This window comes from Streptomyces marokkonensis (genome assembly GCF_039539045.1).
GTDB classification, from domain to species: Bacteria; Actinomycetota; Actinomycetes; order Streptomycetales; family Streptomycetaceae; genus Streptomyces; species Streptomyces marokkonensis.
In genome coordinates this window covers 1-16,112 of the sequence record NZ_BAABCQ010000170.1, presented here as the reverse complement: position 1 = coordinate 16,112, position 16,112 = coordinate 1, and the positions used below count along the sequence as shown (strand labels likewise).

The following is a 16,112-nucleotide window of genomic DNA, read 5'->3' as shown; positions in this document are numbered from 1 at the left end:
ACATGGCCCACGGCCAGGGCGGACTCGAGCCCGGCTGCGTGGTCCACAGCGATCGTGGCAGCGAATACACGTCAGCCCAGTTCCGGGGTTGAATTGGGAAGTTGGGACTGCGGCAGAGCTGCGGACGCACCGGATCGTGCTTCGACAATGCTGCCGCGGAGGACTTCTGCGCCCTGCTCAAGGAGGAGATCGGCACCCGTGTCCGGCCCGACCGGGCCACTGCCCGAGCCGAGGTCTTCTCCGTCATCGAGACCCTCTACAACCGCCGCCGCCAGCGCAAGCACAAGACTTTCGGCTGCCTCACCCCGGCCGAGACCAGGCAGCGGCATCAGCACACCCTCGCGGCTTAACGATCACGTGTCCGGGATCACGGGGAAACTTCACCTGCCAGGGGAGGCTTTTGCGCGCGCCCTTGAGGAGCAGGTGACTGCGGGGCCGGTGGATCGCCGGCTCGCCTCGCCCGGGCGGTAGCAGCACAAGGCTGCGACCGCGGTCCTGCGACCGGAAACGTTCACCGGGCTGGTGCCGACGGGCCTCACGCCTGTTGAATCGAAGGGCGTAGGTAGGATGACCTGGTGTTCTCAGACGTAGGCCCCTTGAAGCTGTTGGTCGTGGCGCTCGTGGGGCTGTTCTTCCTCGGTGTGCCGTCGCTCGTTGCTCACCGCCGGAGGGTTCAGCACCTGCGGTGGGTCATCGTGGTCAATGTCATCGGCGCTTTCACCGGGCTGTTCTGGTTCGTGGCCCTGTTCATGGCGATGTCGATGGCCACCCGTCAGCCCGACCGCGCGCTGGCGCCGGGCAGTCAACTGGGCCTTTGACGACTGGCCGCCGCGTCGTCTCGCTGGCCGGCCGTTGGTACGGGTCATGCGCGAGTGGACCTCCGCCCCGGCGAATGGCCTTCTCACCGCGGGTGCGGGTGCGGGTGCGGGTGCGGCCGCCGGGTACCCCGAAGTGACCGGCACGTCCGGCGCCGCACGGCGTACCGCGGCCGCAGCACCTACGGGGGAGGCCCGGTGAGGAGGGCTGCCGGACGTCCGGGGTGCCGCACGTGGTGCGCCGCTGCCAGGCCGGTCAGCGGCAGTGCCGCGGCGTCCATTCGCCACCACCCCGGCCCCCTTGGGTGACCGCCACCGTCCTCATCCCGCGTGGCCCCGTTCTCGTTCGTCTCCGCACTGGGCTCCTTCGAGGGCGGGCAGTTTCAGCGACGCGACAGGCGCCGGACTGTCGGCCGGGGCGGTGGGAGGGCGAGCGTGCAAACACCGCGGAGCCGCCGCCGTTGCGGTCCGGCGGGGGCTCCGCGGTGCGCGCGGCTCAGTAGATGTTGGCGTTCACCTCCGGGCCGTCACCGCGGGCCGCGTTGATCTGGGCGCGCAACGAGATCTCGTCGTACACGCGGTACTCCCGCACGATCCGCCCGTTCTGGATCAGGAACTGCGAGGTGCCGAGCACGGTCACCGGCTGCCCGGTCAGTGCGCCGAACGTGGGCGTGCCCCGGTATGTGCCGTGCATGGTCCACAGGACGGCGACGCGCAGACCCGCGTACCGCTCGTTGTAGTTGGCCTGGACGTCACGGACGGCGAACTGTGCGTCCGGGAACGGGCCGACCATGGCCAGCAGATCGGCCTGGTAGCGCTCGGGGCGGATGACGGTGCGGTCACCGATGGTGTGCAGGAACAGGTCGCGCTCCACGTAGTCGTGGACCTTGTTCAGACGCCGTCGCGACCACACGTGCTCGAGGAACTCCAGCACCATCTCGCACTCGGGCCGGAACTGGTCTGGGCGCTCCCCGCTGTCACCGACCAGCAGCACTTCCTTCGGGGCGGCCTCGGTCATCGACCCGGTGTATCCCTGGAAGCGCAACCCGCGGGCGACTTCTTCCGGGGCCAGCCCCAGCTGCAGGCAGTCCGCGAGATCGTCGCGGACGACCCACTCCTCGACCATGCGGCCACGCCGGTAGAGGCAGTTGGCCACGGTGCGCTTGCGGACGGGCACGAGGCGGCCGTCCATCAGGTGCTCGTCGGCGGAGAAGACCAGGTGGGAGCTGAGGAACGCATCGTCGCCGCGTGCCTCCCACACCACGTCCTCGGCCTGCCCGATGTGCCCGGGCACGGCCGCCATGCGCATGGTGGTGCCCTCGATCACGCCGTCGCGTCCGACGACCGTACCCAGGCTGGTGTGAACGATGGAGTCCGGCTCGTAGTTCTCGACGATGTGGTCGATGTCGCGGGCCACCCAGATGCGGTCGGTGACCTCACGGATGAAGTCGTCCGGGTCGGCGTACGGCTGGAAGGCGACGGGGTCGAGCGGCATAGTGCTTCCTTGTCTCGATGTCATGATGTCTCGATCACGGCTCGGCGGGGGTCCGTCCCGCTGAACGAGGTGCGTATACGTATGTGAAGCTCAACGGGCGAACTTGTCGGCTCCCAGCTGGCTGCGGTACGTCTCCGTCATGAAGCAGGTCACCACGACGAGCCCGAGGAGCGCGCCGGCGGCGAGGTAGGCGTAGACGGCGTAGATGGTGCCGAAGGTGTTCACCAGCAGGGCAGCCACGAACGGCGTGATGCCCATGAAGACGGAGAACGAGCTGTTGTACGCGATGGCACTCGCGCTGAACCGGGTGCGCGTGGAGAAGAGTTCTGCCGCGCAGACCGTGACGATTCCCGTGAGGAAGAACTCCGGGACGATGTAGATGAGCTGGCTCGCGACGGCCGCGCCGAACGTGCCGGCCTCACCGACCATGAAGGCCAGTGGGACCAGGACGAGACACGCGACGGCTCCGGCGATCAGCATCGGCTTGCGGCCGATGCGATCGGAGAGGATGCCGGCCAGTGGCAGCATCGGGATCAGCACCGCGACGGAGATCGCGTTGGAGGCCAGCCCCATCCAGCGGGGCAGACCGAGAGTGCCGGTCAGGTACTCCGGATAGAACGTGACCCAGGTGTAGGACAGGATGGCCAGCATGATGGAGACGCCGCAGTAGACGAGGATCGGTCGCCACTGCGAGCGCAGCGCCTCACGGATCGGCGCCTTCACCACGTTGGTCCCGCCCTCGGTCGCGCGGACGAACTCCGGCGACTCCGCGATGTGCCGGCGCAGCCACAACCCGACGAGGCTCAGCGGCAGCGCCAGGAAGAACGGCACGCGCCAGCCCCACGACTCCAGATCGGGGCCCTGGAACACCCAGCTGGTCAGCGCGGCGGTGCCGGCCCCCGCGAGGATGCCGAGGAAGCAGCTGTTGGAGGCGTACGAGGTGTAGTAGGCACGGCGGTTCGGCTCCGCCCACTCCACGACGAACGCCACCGCGCCGACGTACTCGCCGCCCGAGACCATGCCCTGCACGACGCGCAGCAGCAGCAGGAGCAGCGGGGCGAGGATGCCGATCGCGTGATAGGTGGGCACCAGCCCGATCATCGCGGTGGCGACGCCCATGACGACGATGGTGTAGAGCAGCGCCTTCTTGCGGCCCGCCCTGTCGCCCCAGCGGCCGACCAGCGTTCCGCCCAGGGGACGGAACAGACAGGAGATGGCGACGATCGCGTACGTGCTGATGACCGCGACGCTCTTGTCGCTCTCGGGGAAGAAGACCGGGGCCATGATCGGGGCCATGTAGCCGTAGAGGCCGTAGTCGAACTGTTCTACGAAGTTTCCGATGCTTCCTGCGCCGATGGCGCGGCGTATCGCCTTCCGCTTCTGTGCGGCGTCCTCTGGGGCGCCGACAGCGGCGGTGGGTGGCGCTGCAGCGGACATGGCTTCTCCGATCGCGCAGATGGATGAGTGTGCATACGTATGAATTGGGTGAACTGCGGTGAACGCTAAGGAGCGTCAGGGGTGGCGTCAAGGGGGTGTGCCGACCGCTGAACCGTGGCTTCTTCAGCCGGCGGGGGGTTCGGCCGCTGGTGGCACGAGTGAGCGGAAGGTGTCCATGAGGACAGCTGCCATGTTGAAGAGGATCAGCTGTGCGCCCGCCTCCTCGGCCCCGCGGGCCGCCGCCGTCGACGGGACGATCGTCATCACAGCTCGCCCCGCCTCACGCGCGGCCCGATGGGCGCTCCCGGTGAGACCGCCAATCACGTCCGGGCCGGGGAAACCACAGTCCGCCGCGAGGTCGGACGGGCCCACCAGGATGGCGTCCACGCCCTTTGTCGCGGCGATCTCCCCGGCCGCGGCACAGGCCCGCTCCGTCTCGATCATCGCGACGACCAGGGTGTCCTCGCTCGCCGCCAGATGCTCTCGCGCCGTCACGGTGCCGAAACGCCCCGCTCTGCTGTACGTGGCGAAACCGCGTTGCCCCAGCGGGGGGTAGCGGTCCGCGGCGACAGCCCGTCGGGCGTCCTCGGCGCAGTCGACGTGGGGATGGACGATGCCCGCCACCCCGAGGTCCAGACAGCGCAGGACCAGTGCCGGTTCGGCCATACCGACACGTACCAGGACGTCGAGGCCCTGAGCCGCCGCGGCCGTCAGATGATGCTGGAGGGCGGTCATGTCGGCCGGCCCGTGCTCGCAGTCCAGGACCACATAGTCGAGCCCCGCCACTCCCGCCATCTCGACGAGCGTCTCCGACTGCAGCCGCAGCAGAGCGCCGTGCAGCCGTTCCCCGGCGGCGAGCCGCCGCTTGAGCGAGGGGCGCCGGGTCACTTGCGCCGTCATCGGGCCACCATCCCGGCCGACAGATCGATGTCGGCCCCGCACAGCCCCGGCATCCGCAGCATCGCGGTCACGGCGGAGCCGACTTCCTCCTCGGTGACCATCCGTCCGAGCGCCGCCCGCGACACGAACGCGGCCTCCGCCTCGGCACGACTGCTGCCCGCGCGTTCTGCCTCGAGCCGGAAGTTTCGTTCCATGCGCGGCCCGGAAACCGGTCCGGGGGACAAGGAGTTGACCCGCACGCCGAGCGGCCCGACCTCACAGGCGAGCGTCGTTGTGAGCCCGATGACCGCCATCTTCGACGCGCAGTACGGCGTACGACGCAGCAGTGGCCGCTTGCCGGACACGGAGGCGACGTTGATGACGTCACCGGCCCCGCGCCTGGTCATCGGAGGCAGGAAGGCGCGGCACATCAGGAACATGCCGCGCACGTTCACGGCGAAGACCTCGTCCCACTCCTGCGGGGTGACATCCGTCAGCGCCGCGACGGGCCCCGCGATCCCGGCGTTGTTGACCAGGATCGAGATCTCCTCGTCCGCGAGCTGTTCGGCGAGCGTCTCCACGTCGCCGGGCCGGGAGACGTCACAGACCCGGTGGTCGACGCCCGGGCCGAGCCGTGCGGCCGTCTCCTCGAGAGTGCGTTCAGTGCGGCCCGTGATCACCACGTGGGCCCCGTCGGACCGCAGGGACCGGGCGATGGCGCTGCCCAGGCCGTTGCCGCCGCCGCTCACCAGCGCGGTGCGGCCGGCGAGCGGCGTGGTCGTGCCGGTCACGCGCCCGCCTCCTCGTTCCACGGCAGCGCGGCGCCGGCGTACTTGGCCGCGCGTACGTCACCCGAGCGGGCGTGCCCTTCGAACAGCTCGACGCGTGCGGCGCGCCCGCACACCTCACCGAGCAGCGCGGACGAGGAGGTGTCGGTGACCTCCTGGTACGTCACCGTCTTGAGGTACTTGCCGACCCACAGACCGCCCGTATAGCGGGCCGCGCCACGGGTGGGCAGCACGTGGTTGGTGCCGATGACCTTGTCGCCGTACGACACGCACGTACCCTCGCCGAGGAACAGTGCCCCGTAGTCCCGCATCCGTTCCAGCGCCTGACGCGGGTTCTCGGTGAGGACTTCCACGTGCTCGCTGGCGTAGGAGTCGGCGACCGCGAACGCCTCGTCGAGCGAGCCGACCACGACGATCTCCCCGTGGTCGCGCCAGGCCGGGCCGGCGAAGTCCCTGGTGGGCATGGTGGGCAGGAGGCGGTCGACGTGCCGCTCGACCTCGCGGCCCAGGTCCTCGGAGGAGGTGACGAGGACGGCGGGGGAGTCGGGCCCGTGCTCGGCCTGGGACAGCAGGTCCACGGCCACGATGAAGGGGTCAGCGTGCTCGTCGGCGACGACGAGGATCTCGGTGGGCCCGGCGAACAGGTCGATGCCGACCTCGCCGAACAGTTGGCGCTTGGCCTCGGCGACGTAGGCGTTGCCAGGGCCCGCGATCATCGGCACCCGGCCGATGGTCTCCGTGCCGACGGCGAGCGCCGCGACGGCCTGCGCCCCGCCGAGCAGGTAGATCTCGTCGGCACCCGCCAGATGCATGGCGGCGACGGTCGCGGCCGGGATCTCGCCCCGGATCGGCGGGGTGCAGGCGGCCACCCGGGAGACGCCGGCCACCTTGGCCGTCACGATCGTCATGTGGGCGGAGGCGGTGAGTGGGTAACGGCCGCCGGGCACGTACGCGCCCGCGCCCGCGACCGGCACATGGCGGTGCCCGAGGCGCACGCCCGGCAGTGTCTCGATCTCGATGTCGTGCAGGGAGTCGCGTTGCGCCTGCGCGAACGTCCGTACCTGCTCCTGCACGAAGCGGATGTCGTCCAGGACGGTCGTGGGCACGCCGGACACGATCCGCGCGATGTCGTCCGGGGACAGCCGGAACGACTCCGGGTTCCAGCCGTCGAACTTCTCCGAGTACTGGCGGACGGCCTCGTCACCGCGTTCACGGATGTCGTCGAGGATCACGGCGACGCGCTCGGCGACGTCCGCGCGGGCGGCACGGACCTGACCCGCGGGGACGGCGGACTTCAGATGTCGGGGCATTGCGGCTCTTTCATGTCGGGGGAAGGAAAGCGGGTGATGTGGGGGACGCGGGCGGAATTCAGCCCGCCCGCGCGAGACGGCGGTGGGCCGCGGGCACGAGGCCGGCGAGGGCCGACGTGAGCACGTCCGGCCGCTCCCACGGCAGCAGGTGTCCGGCGTCCGGCACCTCGTGCAGCCGCGCCCCTGGGACTGCGTCGGCGATGGCCCGGTGGAAGCCGGGCGGGCACAGGATGTCCCGTGTGCCGCACACCACGGTGGTGGGGCAGCGGACGGTGCGCAGGGCGGTGAAGGCGTCCTGGCGGGTGGCCTGCGCGGTGAGCTGGGCGCGTGCGGCACGCGCGCCGACCGAGCGGGCCATGCGGCGGTAGCGCTCCGTGAGGCGGTCCGGCGCCGGATCCCGGACGAACATGCCCGGCAGCGTCCGCTCGATCACCGCGTCGAGCCGGCCGTCGCCGGCCAGCTCGTCCAGCGCGCGCCAGGCCGCGTACTGCTCGGGGCGCGGCGCCTTTGCGTTGGTGGAGACGAGACACAGCCCGGCGACGCGTTCGGGGGCCCGGCGTACTACCTCGAAGCCGACGATGGCCCCGAGGCTGAGGCCGACCAGCACGAACGGGCCCGCTGTCGCGGCCATCACGGAGTCGGCCAGCTCCCCGACGGACGGCTCGGCGAGCGTGACGTGGTGCACCGGGTGCCCGTCCGGGAAGCCGACGTCCGACCACAGGGTCGCGTCGCACAGCATGCCAGGGACGGCGACCAGTGGCAGCGGGCCGTCGGGAGGCACGGGGGCAGCGGAGACAGCGGCGGGGGAGAGGCCGGGCATCAGCGGCGCGCGGAGCGGGGCAGCAGCGCGTACGGGGCCACGTACCCGTTGTGGTCGATGCCCAGACCGGCGTCGGCGGCGGCCTTGACGACCTCGTCGTCCCATTCCAGACGGACCCGGCCGTCACCGGAGTTGACCACGAGCAGGTCGCCCCGGTCGTCGCCGATGTTGCGCAGGGTCCGCCAGGCGTCCTGCGGCACGGAGAGCATGTCGCGCGGGCCCAGTCGCACCGAGACCGGGTCCGTGCGGTTGAGGGTGATCTCCCACAGGCCGTCCTTGACGATGAGCGTCTGGGTCTCGTGCTGGCGGTGCGTGGAGACACCCTGGCCCGGGTCCGCGCGCAGCCAGGCGATGTTGTGGCCGTGCGGGTTGAAGATCCGCGGCTCCTGGTGCGGGTCCTCGGTCATGCCGTACCCGATGACGCAGCTCAGGCCGGCGCCCGCGCCGGGCAGTGCGCTGTCGAGGAACGGGTGCTCGGACCAGACGAGCTCGTCCGTCGCCGCGACCCGGCGCTTCATCTCCTCGGAGCTGTAGCGGCGCAGCCGGTCCATGTGCTCCTGTGCCATCGGCTGCACCAGCTCCGTGCCCTCGGGGACCTCGTCCCCGGCGACGGTGTCGACGAGCCGGTCGTCGGCGGTCAGGTACAGACCGTGTTCCTCGGCCTCGCGCAGCACGGACGGACCCCAGATGATGCCGCCGGTGTCGTCCATGCCGAGCGTGGTGAACAGCCAGCCGTCGTCCGGGCCGGTGTTGGTGAACCCCCGGAAGATCCAGGTCGGGACGGAGACGATGTCCCCGGCGCGCAGTGGCAGCTCGCCCTCGGTGCCGTCGACGCCCCAGCGCAGCAGGTACTCGCCGTCGGTGCAGACGAACACCTCGGCCGTGTAGTGCAGGTGCAGGTTGTTGGTGATGCCGTGGGGCATGGCCGCGGCACCGATGTTGTACCCGTGCGGGAGGCGCAGGTTGACGACCTGGCCGGCCGCCTGCGACACCCCCGGGCCGATCATCGCGTAGTTCTCCTTGCGGTCCGAGCCCGGAGTTCGGCAGTCGATGAAGGCCTGGTTGCAGGAGACGAAGTCGCTGCGGCGGATCGTGCGCCGCTTCAGTTCGGAGGGGGACACGACGGCATCGGGCATGAGGACTCCTCAGGGCTGGGGACATCCCGTGAACAGTGCGGGGGCAGTCCCGAACGGGGCGTGAATACGTATGTACGACCATGACAGGACGCGCGACGAGTAATGTCAAGAGGTCGGCCGCAATTGCCGAAAGTCCTCACGCAGAGCAGAGTGCCGTCACTGCGCACAACCCCTGCACGGAGCGTCCATCTGGTACATACGTATCCTTGGACGGGGACGCCGGGTCACGCCGGCGCGGTGGGTGTTGACGGAAGAGGGGCGATGACGACGATCACGAGTCATGACGTGGCGAGGCTGGCGGGCGTCTCCCAGCCGACGGTGTCCCGCGCCCTGCGCGACGACCCCCGGGTGTCGCCGGCGACGAAAGAGAAGGTCAGGAAGGCGGCACGCGCGCTGAACTATGTGCCGAGCGAGGTGGGCCGGTCCCTGTCCACCCGCTCCACGCGGCGGATCGGCGTCATCGTGACCGACCTGACGAACCCCTTCTACCCGCATGTCGTCGCACCCCTGCACGACGAGCTGGAAAGCCTCGGCTACCGGATGATGCTTCTCACCGAGCGCTCCGACGAGGCGGTCGCCGAGGAGAACCTCCTGGATCAGTCGCTCGACGGCGTGGTCCTCGCTACGGCCACCACCGACTCCCGCCTCCCGGCCCAGCTCGACCGCCGCGACATCCCGTACGTGTTCCTCAACCGCGACACCGGCAGGGCCGGCGACTACGCCTCCGTCGTCGACAACGAGGGCGGCGGCCGCCTCGTGGCCCGGGAGATCGCCGCACTCGGGCACCGTCGCGTCGCGGGCGTCTTCGGCGCAGCCAACACCACTACGGGGCGCGAACGGGAGCTCGGCTTCCGCCTGGCCCTCGCCGACGAGGGCATCGGCCTGCCCGAGGACGGGGTCGTCCGGGGGCCCTTCGAGTACGACACCGGATACCGGGCCCTGCCCCGGCTGCTGGACGCGGCGCAGCGGCCCACCGCCGTGTTCTGCGGCAACGACGTGGTCGCGGTCGGTGTCCTCAACGCCGCCCGCGCCGCCGGCCTGCGCGTCCCCGAGGACCTCACCGTCGTCGGCTTCGACGACCTTCCCATGGCGTCCTGGGAGGTGCTTCGCCTCACCACGGTCCGCCACGACCTGCCGGAGCTGGCCCGCCAGGCGGCACGCCTGCTGGTCCGCCGCATCACGGGCGACGCGGACTCCGCCGGCGAACGCCTGGTCCTGCCGACCGAGTTCGTTCCGCGGGGGACGCACGGGCGGCCGTCGGCGTGAGCCCTCAGTGCCGCACCGTGTCGGCCGGTACGGGCGTCTCGGCTGCGGCATGGAGCCCTGTCGGCGGTCGGGCAGCGGGCCGACACTGACGGACTGTTCCCACTCCGACGAGCACGGCGGCGAGTCCGAGCGACAGCCACAGTTCGAGCCGGTGTCCGGGCAGGACCGCCATAAGCACCAGCACACCCGTGATGAAGGCGATCGTCGCGAGCGTCAGGTAGGGGAATCCCCACATCCGTACCTCGGTCGGCTGGGGTTCCCTGCGCCGGGTCGCGTACTGGGTGAGCGCGATGACCAGGTACATCATCAGCGCGATCGCCCCGCTGGACGCGATGAGGTACGTGAACACCTTCGGCAGCAGGTAGTTGGCGATCACGGCGGCGACGCCGATGACCGTGGAGGCGAGGACCGCGGTACGCGGCACCCCCGACGTGGACGTGACGGCGAAGGCCGCCGGGGCGTCACCGCGCCGGGCCAGCGAGAAGGCCATGCGGGAAGCGGTGTAGACCGCCGAGTTCAGGCAGCTGCTGACTGCGACGACGAGGACGACGTCCATGATGCGTCCGGCGCCGGGGACGTTCATGTGGTCGAGCACCGCCTGGTAGGAGCCGTCGGCGAGGGCGTCGGAGTTCCAGGGCACGAGGGCGACGACGAAGAAGATCGAACCGACGTAGAAAAGACCCAGCCGCCAGACGACTGCGCGCACGGCCTTCTTGATGTTCTTCCTCGGCTCTTCGGACTCGGCGGCGGCGATGGTGACGATCTCGCTCCCCTGGAAACTGAACATTGCCGTGAGCAGCCCGGCGAGTACGGCCATGGCGCCCTTCGGCGCGAACCCGCCCTCGCTCCACAGGTGGCTGACGCCGTGGGCGTCGGACCCCGGCAGCAGCCCGAGGACGGCGAGCACCCCGAGGACGAGGAACGCCACGATCGCGACGACCTTCAGGAGCGCGAACCAGTACTCGAACTCGCCGTAGTTGCGTACGGCGAGAAGGTTGCTGCCGGCCAGGACGGCGATCAGCACCAGGGCCGGTATCCAGCTGGGCAGCCCGAAGAGACCGCCGAGTACCTCGCCGGCGGCGATCGCCTCGATGGGGATGACGAGGATGTAGAACCACCAGTACAGCCAGCCGATGGAGAACCCTGCCCAGCGGCCCAGGGCGCGGTCGGCGTACGTCGAGAACGAGCCGGTGTCGGGGTGGGCGACCGCCATCTCCCCGAGCATCTGCATGACCAGGACGACCAGGGCGGCCGCCAGGAGGAACGAGATCAGCACGGCGGGCCCGGCCGCCGCGACGGCGGTGGAGGAGCCGACGAACAGACCGGCCCCGATCACGCCCCCTATGGAGATCATGGTGATCTGGCGGCTCTTGAGCCCCTGAGTGAGGGAGGTGCCGTGCGTGTCCGACGGGGGAGCGGGTGAAGAGCGGTGGTGCATGGGAGACCTCGGGGGAGAGGGGAGCGGAAGCCCGGCCGGAGGAGGGGCGGGCCGTGCCGTCCACGGCCGCCGGAGCGCCCGCGCCGAGTGCCGCGGGGCGCTCCGGGTGCCCTGCCGCCCCGCCCGCGAGGCCGGTGCCGTGACGGCGGCGGGTCAGAGCCGTTCGCGCAGTGGCGCGGGGACGGAGTCGAACGCCGAGGACGTACGGCCGACCCGGTCGATGCGCACTGTGGCCGTCGCCCCGTGTGCGGCGAGGCCCTCGAAGGCGGAGACGCGCTCCACGGCGGGCGCCAGCGCGGCCGTGCCCTCTACGGTCGCCCGCTGGTAGGTGAGCGGCTTGAGGAAGCGCGAGACCGACAGGCCCGCGTTGTAGCGGGCGGTCTTGCCGGTGGGCAGAACGTGGTTCGTGCCCGCGATGCCCTTGTCGGAGTACGCCACGGTGGACCACGGGCCGATGAACAGCGAGCCGTAGTTGGTGAGGTTACGCAGGTAGAAGTCGTCGTCCTCGGTGTGCACCTCCAGGTGCTCGGGGCCCAGGACGTCGGCGACGGCGACCGCGTCGTCCCGGTCCCGTACGACGATCACGGAGCCGAAATCACGCCACGCCGGCCCCGCGATGTCCCGCGTCGTCAGTTTCTCCAACTGGCTCTCGACCTCGGCGGCGACCGCGCGGCCCATCGCCTCTGACGTGGTGATGAGCGCGGCCGGTGAATTGGGGCCGTGCTCGGCCTGACCGAGCAGGTCGGCCGCGGCCCATGCCGGATCGGCGCTGTCGTCGGCGATCACCGCGACCTCGGACGGGCCCGCGAGCAGATCGATGCCGACGCGCCCGAACAGCTGTCGCTTGGCTTCCGTGACGAAGGCGTTGCCCGCGCCGACCAGCATGTCGACCGGTGCTTCCCCGAGGAGACCGAAGGCCATCGCGCCCAGCGCCTGGACACCGCCGACGGCGAACACCCGGTCCGCCCGGGACAGGTGGGCGCCGTACAGGACCGCGGGATGGGCGCCGTGCTCGCCGGACGGCGGCGTGCACGCCACGACCGTCGGCACACCGGCCGTCTTCGCGACGTTGACGGTCATGAAGGCGCTGGCCAGCAGGGGGAACCGGCCCGCCGGCAGGTACGCCCCGACACGGGAGACGGGGACGTACCGCTGGCCACAGTTCACCCCGGGGGCCAGCTCGATCTCGAAGTCGGTCAGGTGCTCGCGCTGCGCGGCGGCGAAGCGGTGTGTGCGCTCGTACCCCATCTCCAGCGCGGTTCGGACGTCCGGGGGCAGCGCGTCCCCGGACTTCTGCAGCTCGGCCTCGCCGATCTCCAGGTCGCCTGACCAGCCGTCGAGCTCCTCGGCGTAGGCGCGGACCGCGTCCATGCCCTTGCGCTCGATCTCCCGCAGCATCTGCGAGACCCGCTCGACGACCTTGGGGTCGCGCTGGGCGGGGGGACCGTCGACGGCGGGCTTCTTCAGCCACTGGAGAGGGGGCAGGGCCTGTGCTTCTTCGTGCGTGATCTGCATGCCGGGAACGCTAAGGGCGACGCAGCCACAGGACTAGATGGGCAAGCCCTGAGCGAGTCACAGGGTTTCCCTGTGTCTCGCTCGGTATGCGGGTCACACCGACAGGTTTTGGCGCAGCTCCCGCAACGTGTCCTCGGCAAGCCGGGCCAGTTCCCGGGTGGCACGCGACAGAGGCCGGCCTCGGCGGCGGACGAGCGCGATCGTGTCGTACAGCGGCTCGGCGAACGACGCGGTGTACAGCCCCGACGGGAACGACGGGCCGCTGATGACCGCGCGGCTGGCGATCGTGTCCCCGACGCCGACTGCGGCCAGCTTCACGGCTGCCTCGACGTGCTCCAGCTCGATGAGCGGATCGATCCGCACGCCGGCCAGCTGGGCGCGCTCCGCGAGCTGCCGCCGCGTCGGGTCCTGCCACCCGTAGTGGGCGTCGTACAGCACCAGGGGGGCGTGCGAGAACGCCTTGATGGTCACGGGCGTGCGCGTGCGCTCCGGGTCGGCGCTGACGTAGAACACTTCGTCGCGCAGCAACGGTGTGACCGCGAGTTCCTCGTCGTCGACCGGAAGGACGACGAGCCCGGCCTCGATGCGCCCCGCGGCCACGGCGGCGGCGGTCTCCGCGGAGTTCTGGCCGACGAGCCGGACCCGGACCTCGGGGTAGCGGGCATGAAACATCTGCACAAGGTCGGCCAGCAGGTAGTAGTCGGCGTTCCGCAGCACTCCGAACGTCGCCGTACCGCCGCCCAGTGAGCCCAGCGAGTGCACAGCGCGGATCCCGCTGTCCGCCGCCTCCAGGGCTTCCTGCGCGTACGGCAGCAGCTCCTGGCCGGCGGTCGTGAGGGTGAGCGTCCGACTGCCGCGGACGAACAGCTCCGTGTCCAATTCCGCCTCCAGGCGGCGCACCAGCTCGGAGGCCGAGGCCTGGGCGATGTCCATGGCCTTGGCCGCGGCGGTGAACGACCCGAGCCGCTCGGCCTCCACGAAAGCCCTGAGCTGGTTGAGGGTCATGCCGCCCGTCCTTCCCGGACAAGGACGGGCGGAACGAACGAGGGCCGGGTGACAGGCATGCCGGAACCTTAACGGGGCCCGCGGTTGCCTGCCGAAACGCAGGCCCCAGGGTTTTCCTGTGGATGCCACAGGAGAGGCAGGTGTTGTCCCGCGCACGGCCGGAATGATTCGCTGCTGCGCACCCTCTTCTTCCGCAGCCCCGAATACGGAAGGTGCCCTCCTTCATGCCCACCCCTCTGCCGATCGGCCTGGTGCAGGCGGCCGCCTTCCACCACGCCGACGACAGCCTCGGCCTGTTCGCCGACCAGGTGCGCCGGCTCGCCCGTACACACCCGGCCGTCCGGCTGTTCACTTTCCCCGAACTGCACGTCTGCGGGCACCGGCCGGATGAGGACCCCGAGCAGGTCATGCGCGCCGCGGCACAGGAACTCGATGGCCCCAGAGGCACGATGCTGGCCGGCCTGGCCCGCGAACTCGGGCTGTGGCTCGTCCCTGGAAGCGTCTACGAACGCGGTGAGGACGGGCGGATCTACAACACGGCACCGGTGTACGCGCCCGACGGAAGGCGGGTCACCGAATATCGCAAGGTCTTCCCCTGGCACCCCTACGAGACCACGGCGGCCGGTGACCGCTTCGTCGTCTTCGACCTGGAGGGCCACGGACGCGTGGGCCTGTCGATCTGTTACGACGCCTGGTTCCCGGAGACCACACGGCATCTGGCGTGGCAGGGCGCCGACCTCGTGCTGAACCTCGTACGCACCCCGACCGTCGACCGCGCCCAGGAACTCGTCCTCGCTCGCGCGAACGCGATCGTCAACCAAGTCTTCATGGCCAGCGTGAACGCCGCGCCCCCGGACGGTGCAGGCCGCAGCGTCATAGTGGACCCCGAAGGTCGCGTCCGCGCCGAGTCGGGTTCCGAACCGGAGATCGTCATGACGGACGTCCTCGACCTCGCCGAGACCCGCCGGGTCCGCGAGTACGGCACCGCGGGACTCACTCGCGTCTGGGACCCGTTCGAGAACGGCCGGCAGCCCCTGAAACTCCCCCTGTACGAGGGCCGGATCGACCCGGTGAAGTGGCGCCGTGGAGCGCCACGCCGGTGACCGGCCAGAACCTTGGCAGCGCCTGCACCAGGCGTCGGCCTTTCCTGGAGCGGTGCCCGTGGTATCGCCTGGCGGGGCACTCACGCCGCGAGGTACCCGCCGTTCACGGCGAGTACCGTGCCTGTGACGAAGGCGGCGTCGGCTCCCGCCAGGAAGGCGACGGCGCCGGCCACTTCGCCATCTTCCTGCTCCGGCAGTTCTTTCTCGCCGTACCCCGCGAACTCGTCGAAGCCGCCCGCATGGACGGTCTCGGCTGGTGGGGCGTCTTCTGGAAGATCCACCTGCCACTTTCCCGCCCCGCCCTCATCGCACCGAACCCAGCCGCCAGCTCGGCACGATCGCACTCAGCCGCTACATACGCGAGGCCGTCGACCTCCTGGCCGCCCTTGCGCTCACACTGGAACGGGCCATGACGACTGTCCGGAAGAAGGCGTACGTGATCCTCGACGGCACCCGTGCTGCCTATCGACCGCATCGCCGCCGACCAGCCGTACTACTCCGGAAAGGAGAAGTACCACGGGATGAACGTGCAAGTCCTTGCGGAATCAGCCGGACGTCTGATCTGGGTCTCGGACGCACTGCCGGGAGCCACCCACGACCTGACCACGGCGCGGGCCCACGACATTCCGGCCTCCCTCGCCGCGGAGGACATCAAGTGCTGGGCCGACAAGGCGTACCAGCGCGCAGGTCCTGCTGTCCGTTTCCCGTTCCGGGGCAATGCCTGCGAGGCCGGCGCCGACGTCACAACCGGGACCACACGAAGCCCCGCAGCCTCGGCGAACAAGCCGTGGCGATCCTCAAGCCCCGGCGGCCCCTGCGGAAGCTCCGCTGCATCACCACCCGCATCACAGCCGTCGTCCGAGCCGTCGTCGCCCTCGAACGCGACACCTGATCAAGAGATGACGTCGGACTCGACGCTGTGTCTCCGGCCGGCAGCGGACCTGACGCCCAGCTCCCAGCCGTGTAGCTGGGCCGTGGGGGAAGCCGGGAGAGAGGCCCGAGCGGCGGCAGAGCCCTGAACTGACGGCGCGGGCCAGTCCGAGGCCCGGGAAAGGAGGTGCTACTCGTTGTCGGTCTCCGTATCAGCCCCATATTCCGAAGTCGA

The 16,112-nt window shown here is 70.4% G+C and carries 16 protein-coding genes and 2 pseudogenes; 6 read left to right on the top strand and 12 right to left on the bottom strand.

The features are described from left to right. Nucleotides 1-101: 101 nt before the first annotated feature. Nucleotides 102-350, top strand: coding sequence for a hypothetical protein (locus tag ABEA26_RS29910; protein ID WP_345596485.1), 249 nt, complete (start codon nt 102-104; stop codon nt 348-350). 34 nt (nt 351-384) lie between these two features. Here ABEA26_RS29910 and ABEA26_RS36445 read toward each other — a convergent pair. Continuing rightward, nucleotides 385-506: pseudogene (locus ABEA26_RS36445) on the bottom strand (IS630 family transposase); the annotation flags it as partial. 90 nt (nt 507-596) lie between these two features. Here ABEA26_RS36445 and ABEA26_RS29905 point away from each other — a divergent pair. Further along, on the top strand, nt 597-818 hold the full coding sequence (locus ABEA26_RS29905; RefSeq protein ID WP_345596484.1) for a superinfection immunity protein: 222 nt from the start codon (nt 597-599) through the stop codon (nt 816-818). Between the two features lie 493 nt (nt 819-1,311). Here ABEA26_RS29905 and ABEA26_RS29900 read toward each other — a convergent pair whose 3' ends face one another. From ABEA26_RS29900 to ABEA26_RS29870, 7 genes are all read right to left on the bottom strand, one after another. Next, nucleotides 1,312-2,310, bottom strand: coding sequence for a nuclear transport factor 2 family protein (locus tag ABEA26_RS29900; RefSeq protein ID WP_345596483.1), 999 nt, complete (start codon nt 2,308-2,310; stop codon nt 1,312-1,314). Between the two features lie 90 nt (nt 2,311-2,400). Next, the gene (locus tag ABEA26_RS29895; protein WP_345596482.1) at nt 2,401-3,747 is read right to left on the bottom strand and encodes an MFS transporter; all 1,347 of its coding nucleotides are present in this window, start codon (nt 3,745-3,747) and stop codon (nt 2,401-2,403) included. Nucleotides 3,748-3,870: 123 nt separating this feature from the next. Continuing rightward, entirely contained in the window at nt 3,871-4,647 is a 777-nt protein-coding gene (locus ABEA26_RS29890; protein WP_345596481.1) for an HpcH/HpaI aldolase family protein, read from the bottom strand. Beyond that, nucleotides 4,644-5,417, bottom strand: coding sequence for an SDR family NAD(P)-dependent oxidoreductase (locus tag ABEA26_RS29885; protein WP_345596480.1), 774 nt, complete (start codon nt 5,415-5,417; stop codon nt 4,644-4,646). Before ABEA26_RS29885 ends, ABEA26_RS29890 begins: the two co-directional genes overlap by 4 nt. Further along, on the bottom strand, nt 5,414-6,724 hold the full coding sequence (gene hisD / locus ABEA26_RS29880) for a histidinol dehydrogenase (protein ID WP_345596479.1): 1,311 nt from the start codon (nt 6,722-6,724) through the stop codon (nt 5,414-5,416). The genes ABEA26_RS29885 and hisD (ABEA26_RS29880) overlap by 4 nt, the downstream gene beginning before the upstream one ends. A 58-nt stretch (nt 6,725-6,782) precedes the next feature. Next, the gene (locus ABEA26_RS29875) at nt 6,783-7,505 is read right to left on the bottom strand and encodes an alpha/beta fold hydrolase (RefSeq protein ID WP_345596478.1); all 723 of its coding nucleotides are present in this window, start codon (nt 7,503-7,505) and stop codon (nt 6,783-6,785) included. A 38-nt stretch (nt 7,506-7,543) separates the two neighbouring features. Further along, nucleotides 7,544-8,680 carry a cupin domain-containing protein gene (locus ABEA26_RS29870; RefSeq protein WP_345596477.1) on the bottom strand — a complete coding sequence of 379 codons (1,137 nt, stop codon included), beginning with the start codon at nt 8,678-8,680 and terminating at the stop codon, nt 7,544-7,546. A 261-nt stretch (nt 8,681-8,941) separates the two neighbouring features. Here ABEA26_RS29870 and ABEA26_RS29865 point away from each other — a divergent pair, with 261 nt between their 5' ends. After that, complete coding sequence (locus tag ABEA26_RS29865) at nt 8,942-9,946, top strand: LacI family DNA-binding transcriptional regulator (RefSeq protein ID WP_345596476.1); 1,005 nt, start codon at nt 8,942-8,944, stop codon at nt 9,944-9,946. Nucleotides 9,947-9,950: 4 nt separating this feature from the next. Here ABEA26_RS29865 and ABEA26_RS29860 read toward each other — a convergent pair whose 3' ends face one another. The 3 genes from ABEA26_RS29860 to ABEA26_RS29850 form a co-directional block, all read right to left on the bottom strand. Beyond that, a complete protein-coding gene (locus ABEA26_RS29860) occupies nt 9,951-11,384 on the bottom strand; it encodes an amino acid permease (RefSeq protein ID WP_345596475.1) in 1,434 nt (477 codons plus the stop codon). A gap of 153 nt (nt 11,385-11,537) precedes the next feature. After that, complete coding sequence (gene hisD / locus ABEA26_RS29855) at nt 11,538-12,899, bottom strand: histidinol dehydrogenase (protein ID WP_345596474.1); 1,362 nt, start codon at nt 12,897-12,899, stop codon at nt 11,538-11,540. Between the two features lie 93 nt (nt 12,900-12,992). Further along, nucleotides 12,993-13,904: a LysR family transcriptional regulator gene (locus tag ABEA26_RS29850; RefSeq protein WP_345596473.1), complete on the bottom strand. Its 912-nt coding sequence runs from the start codon at nt 13,902-13,904 to the stop codon at nt 12,993-12,995. A gap of 224 nt (nt 13,905-14,128) precedes the next feature. Here ABEA26_RS29850 and ABEA26_RS29845 point away from each other — a divergent pair, with 224 nt between their 5' ends. Further along, a complete protein-coding gene (locus ABEA26_RS29845) occupies nt 14,129-15,007 on the top strand; it encodes a carbon-nitrogen hydrolase family protein (RefSeq protein WP_345596472.1) in 879 nt (292 codons plus the stop codon). Between the two features lie 80 nt (nt 15,008-15,087). Here ABEA26_RS29845 and ABEA26_RS36440 read toward each other — a convergent pair whose 3' ends face one another. Further along, nucleotides 15,088-15,288: an SDR family oxidoreductase gene (locus ABEA26_RS36440; protein WP_425587918.1), complete on the bottom strand. Its 201-nt coding sequence runs from the start codon at nt 15,286-15,288 to the stop codon at nt 15,088-15,090. Here ABEA26_RS36440 and ABEA26_RS29840 point away from each other — a divergent pair. Both ABEA26_RS29840 and ABEA26_RS36435 read left to right on the top strand, forming a co-directional pair. Next, nucleotides 15,193-15,420, top strand: coding sequence for an ABC transporter permease subunit (locus ABEA26_RS29840; RefSeq protein ID WP_425587917.1), 228 nt, complete (start codon nt 15,193-15,195; stop codon nt 15,418-15,420). The two genes, ABEA26_RS36440 and ABEA26_RS29840, sit on opposite strands and share 96 nt — an antisense overlap. A 108-nt stretch (nt 15,421-15,528) precedes the next feature. Beyond that, a pseudogene (locus ABEA26_RS36435) lies at nt 15,529-15,666 on the top strand (IS5/IS1182 family transposase); the annotation flags it as partial. Between the last annotated feature and the right edge of the window lie 446 nt (nt 15,667-16,112).

What these genes read in the sequence shown, in the direction of transcription:
- ABEA26_RS29900 (WP_345596483.1), bottom strand. Translation starts at nt 2,310, where the DNA reads ATGCCGCTCGACCCCGTCGCCTTCCAGCCGTACGCCGACCCGGACGAC.
- ABEA26_RS29895 (WP_345596482.1), bottom strand. Translation starts at nt 3,747, where the DNA reads ATGTCCGCTGCAGCGCCACCCACCGCCGCTGTCGGCGCCCCAGAGGAC.
- ABEA26_RS29890 (WP_345596481.1), bottom strand. Translation starts at nt 4,647, where the DNA reads ATGACGGCGCAAGTGACCCGGCGCCCCTCGCTCAAGCGGCGGCTCGCC.
- hisD (WP_345596479.1), bottom strand. Translation starts at nt 6,724, where the DNA reads ATGCCCCGACATCTGAAGTCCGCCGTCCCCGCGGGTCAGGTCCGTGCC.
- ABEA26_RS29870 (WP_345596477.1), bottom strand. Translation starts at nt 8,680, where the DNA reads ATGCCCGATGCCGTCGTGTCCCCCTCCGAACTGAAGCGGCGCACGATC.
- ABEA26_RS29865 (WP_345596476.1), top strand. Translation starts at nt 8,942, where the DNA reads ATGACGACGATCACGAGTCATGACGTGGCGAGGCTGGCGGGCGTCTCC.
- ABEA26_RS29860 (WP_345596475.1), bottom strand. Translation starts at nt 11,384, where the DNA reads ATGCACCACCGCTCTTCACCCGCTCCCCCGTCGGACACGCACGGCACC.
- hisD (WP_345596474.1), bottom strand. Translation starts at nt 12,899, where the DNA reads ATGCAGATCACGCACGAAGAAGCACAGGCCCTGCCCCCTCTCCAGTGG.
- ABEA26_RS29850 (WP_345596473.1), bottom strand. Translation starts at nt 13,904, where the DNA reads ATGACCCTCAACCAGCTCAGGGCTTTCGTGGAGGCCGAGCGGCTCGGG.
- ABEA26_RS29845 (WP_345596472.1), top strand. Translation starts at nt 14,129, where the DNA reads ATGCCCACCCCTCTGCCGATCGGCCTGGTGCAGGCGGCCGCCTTCCAC.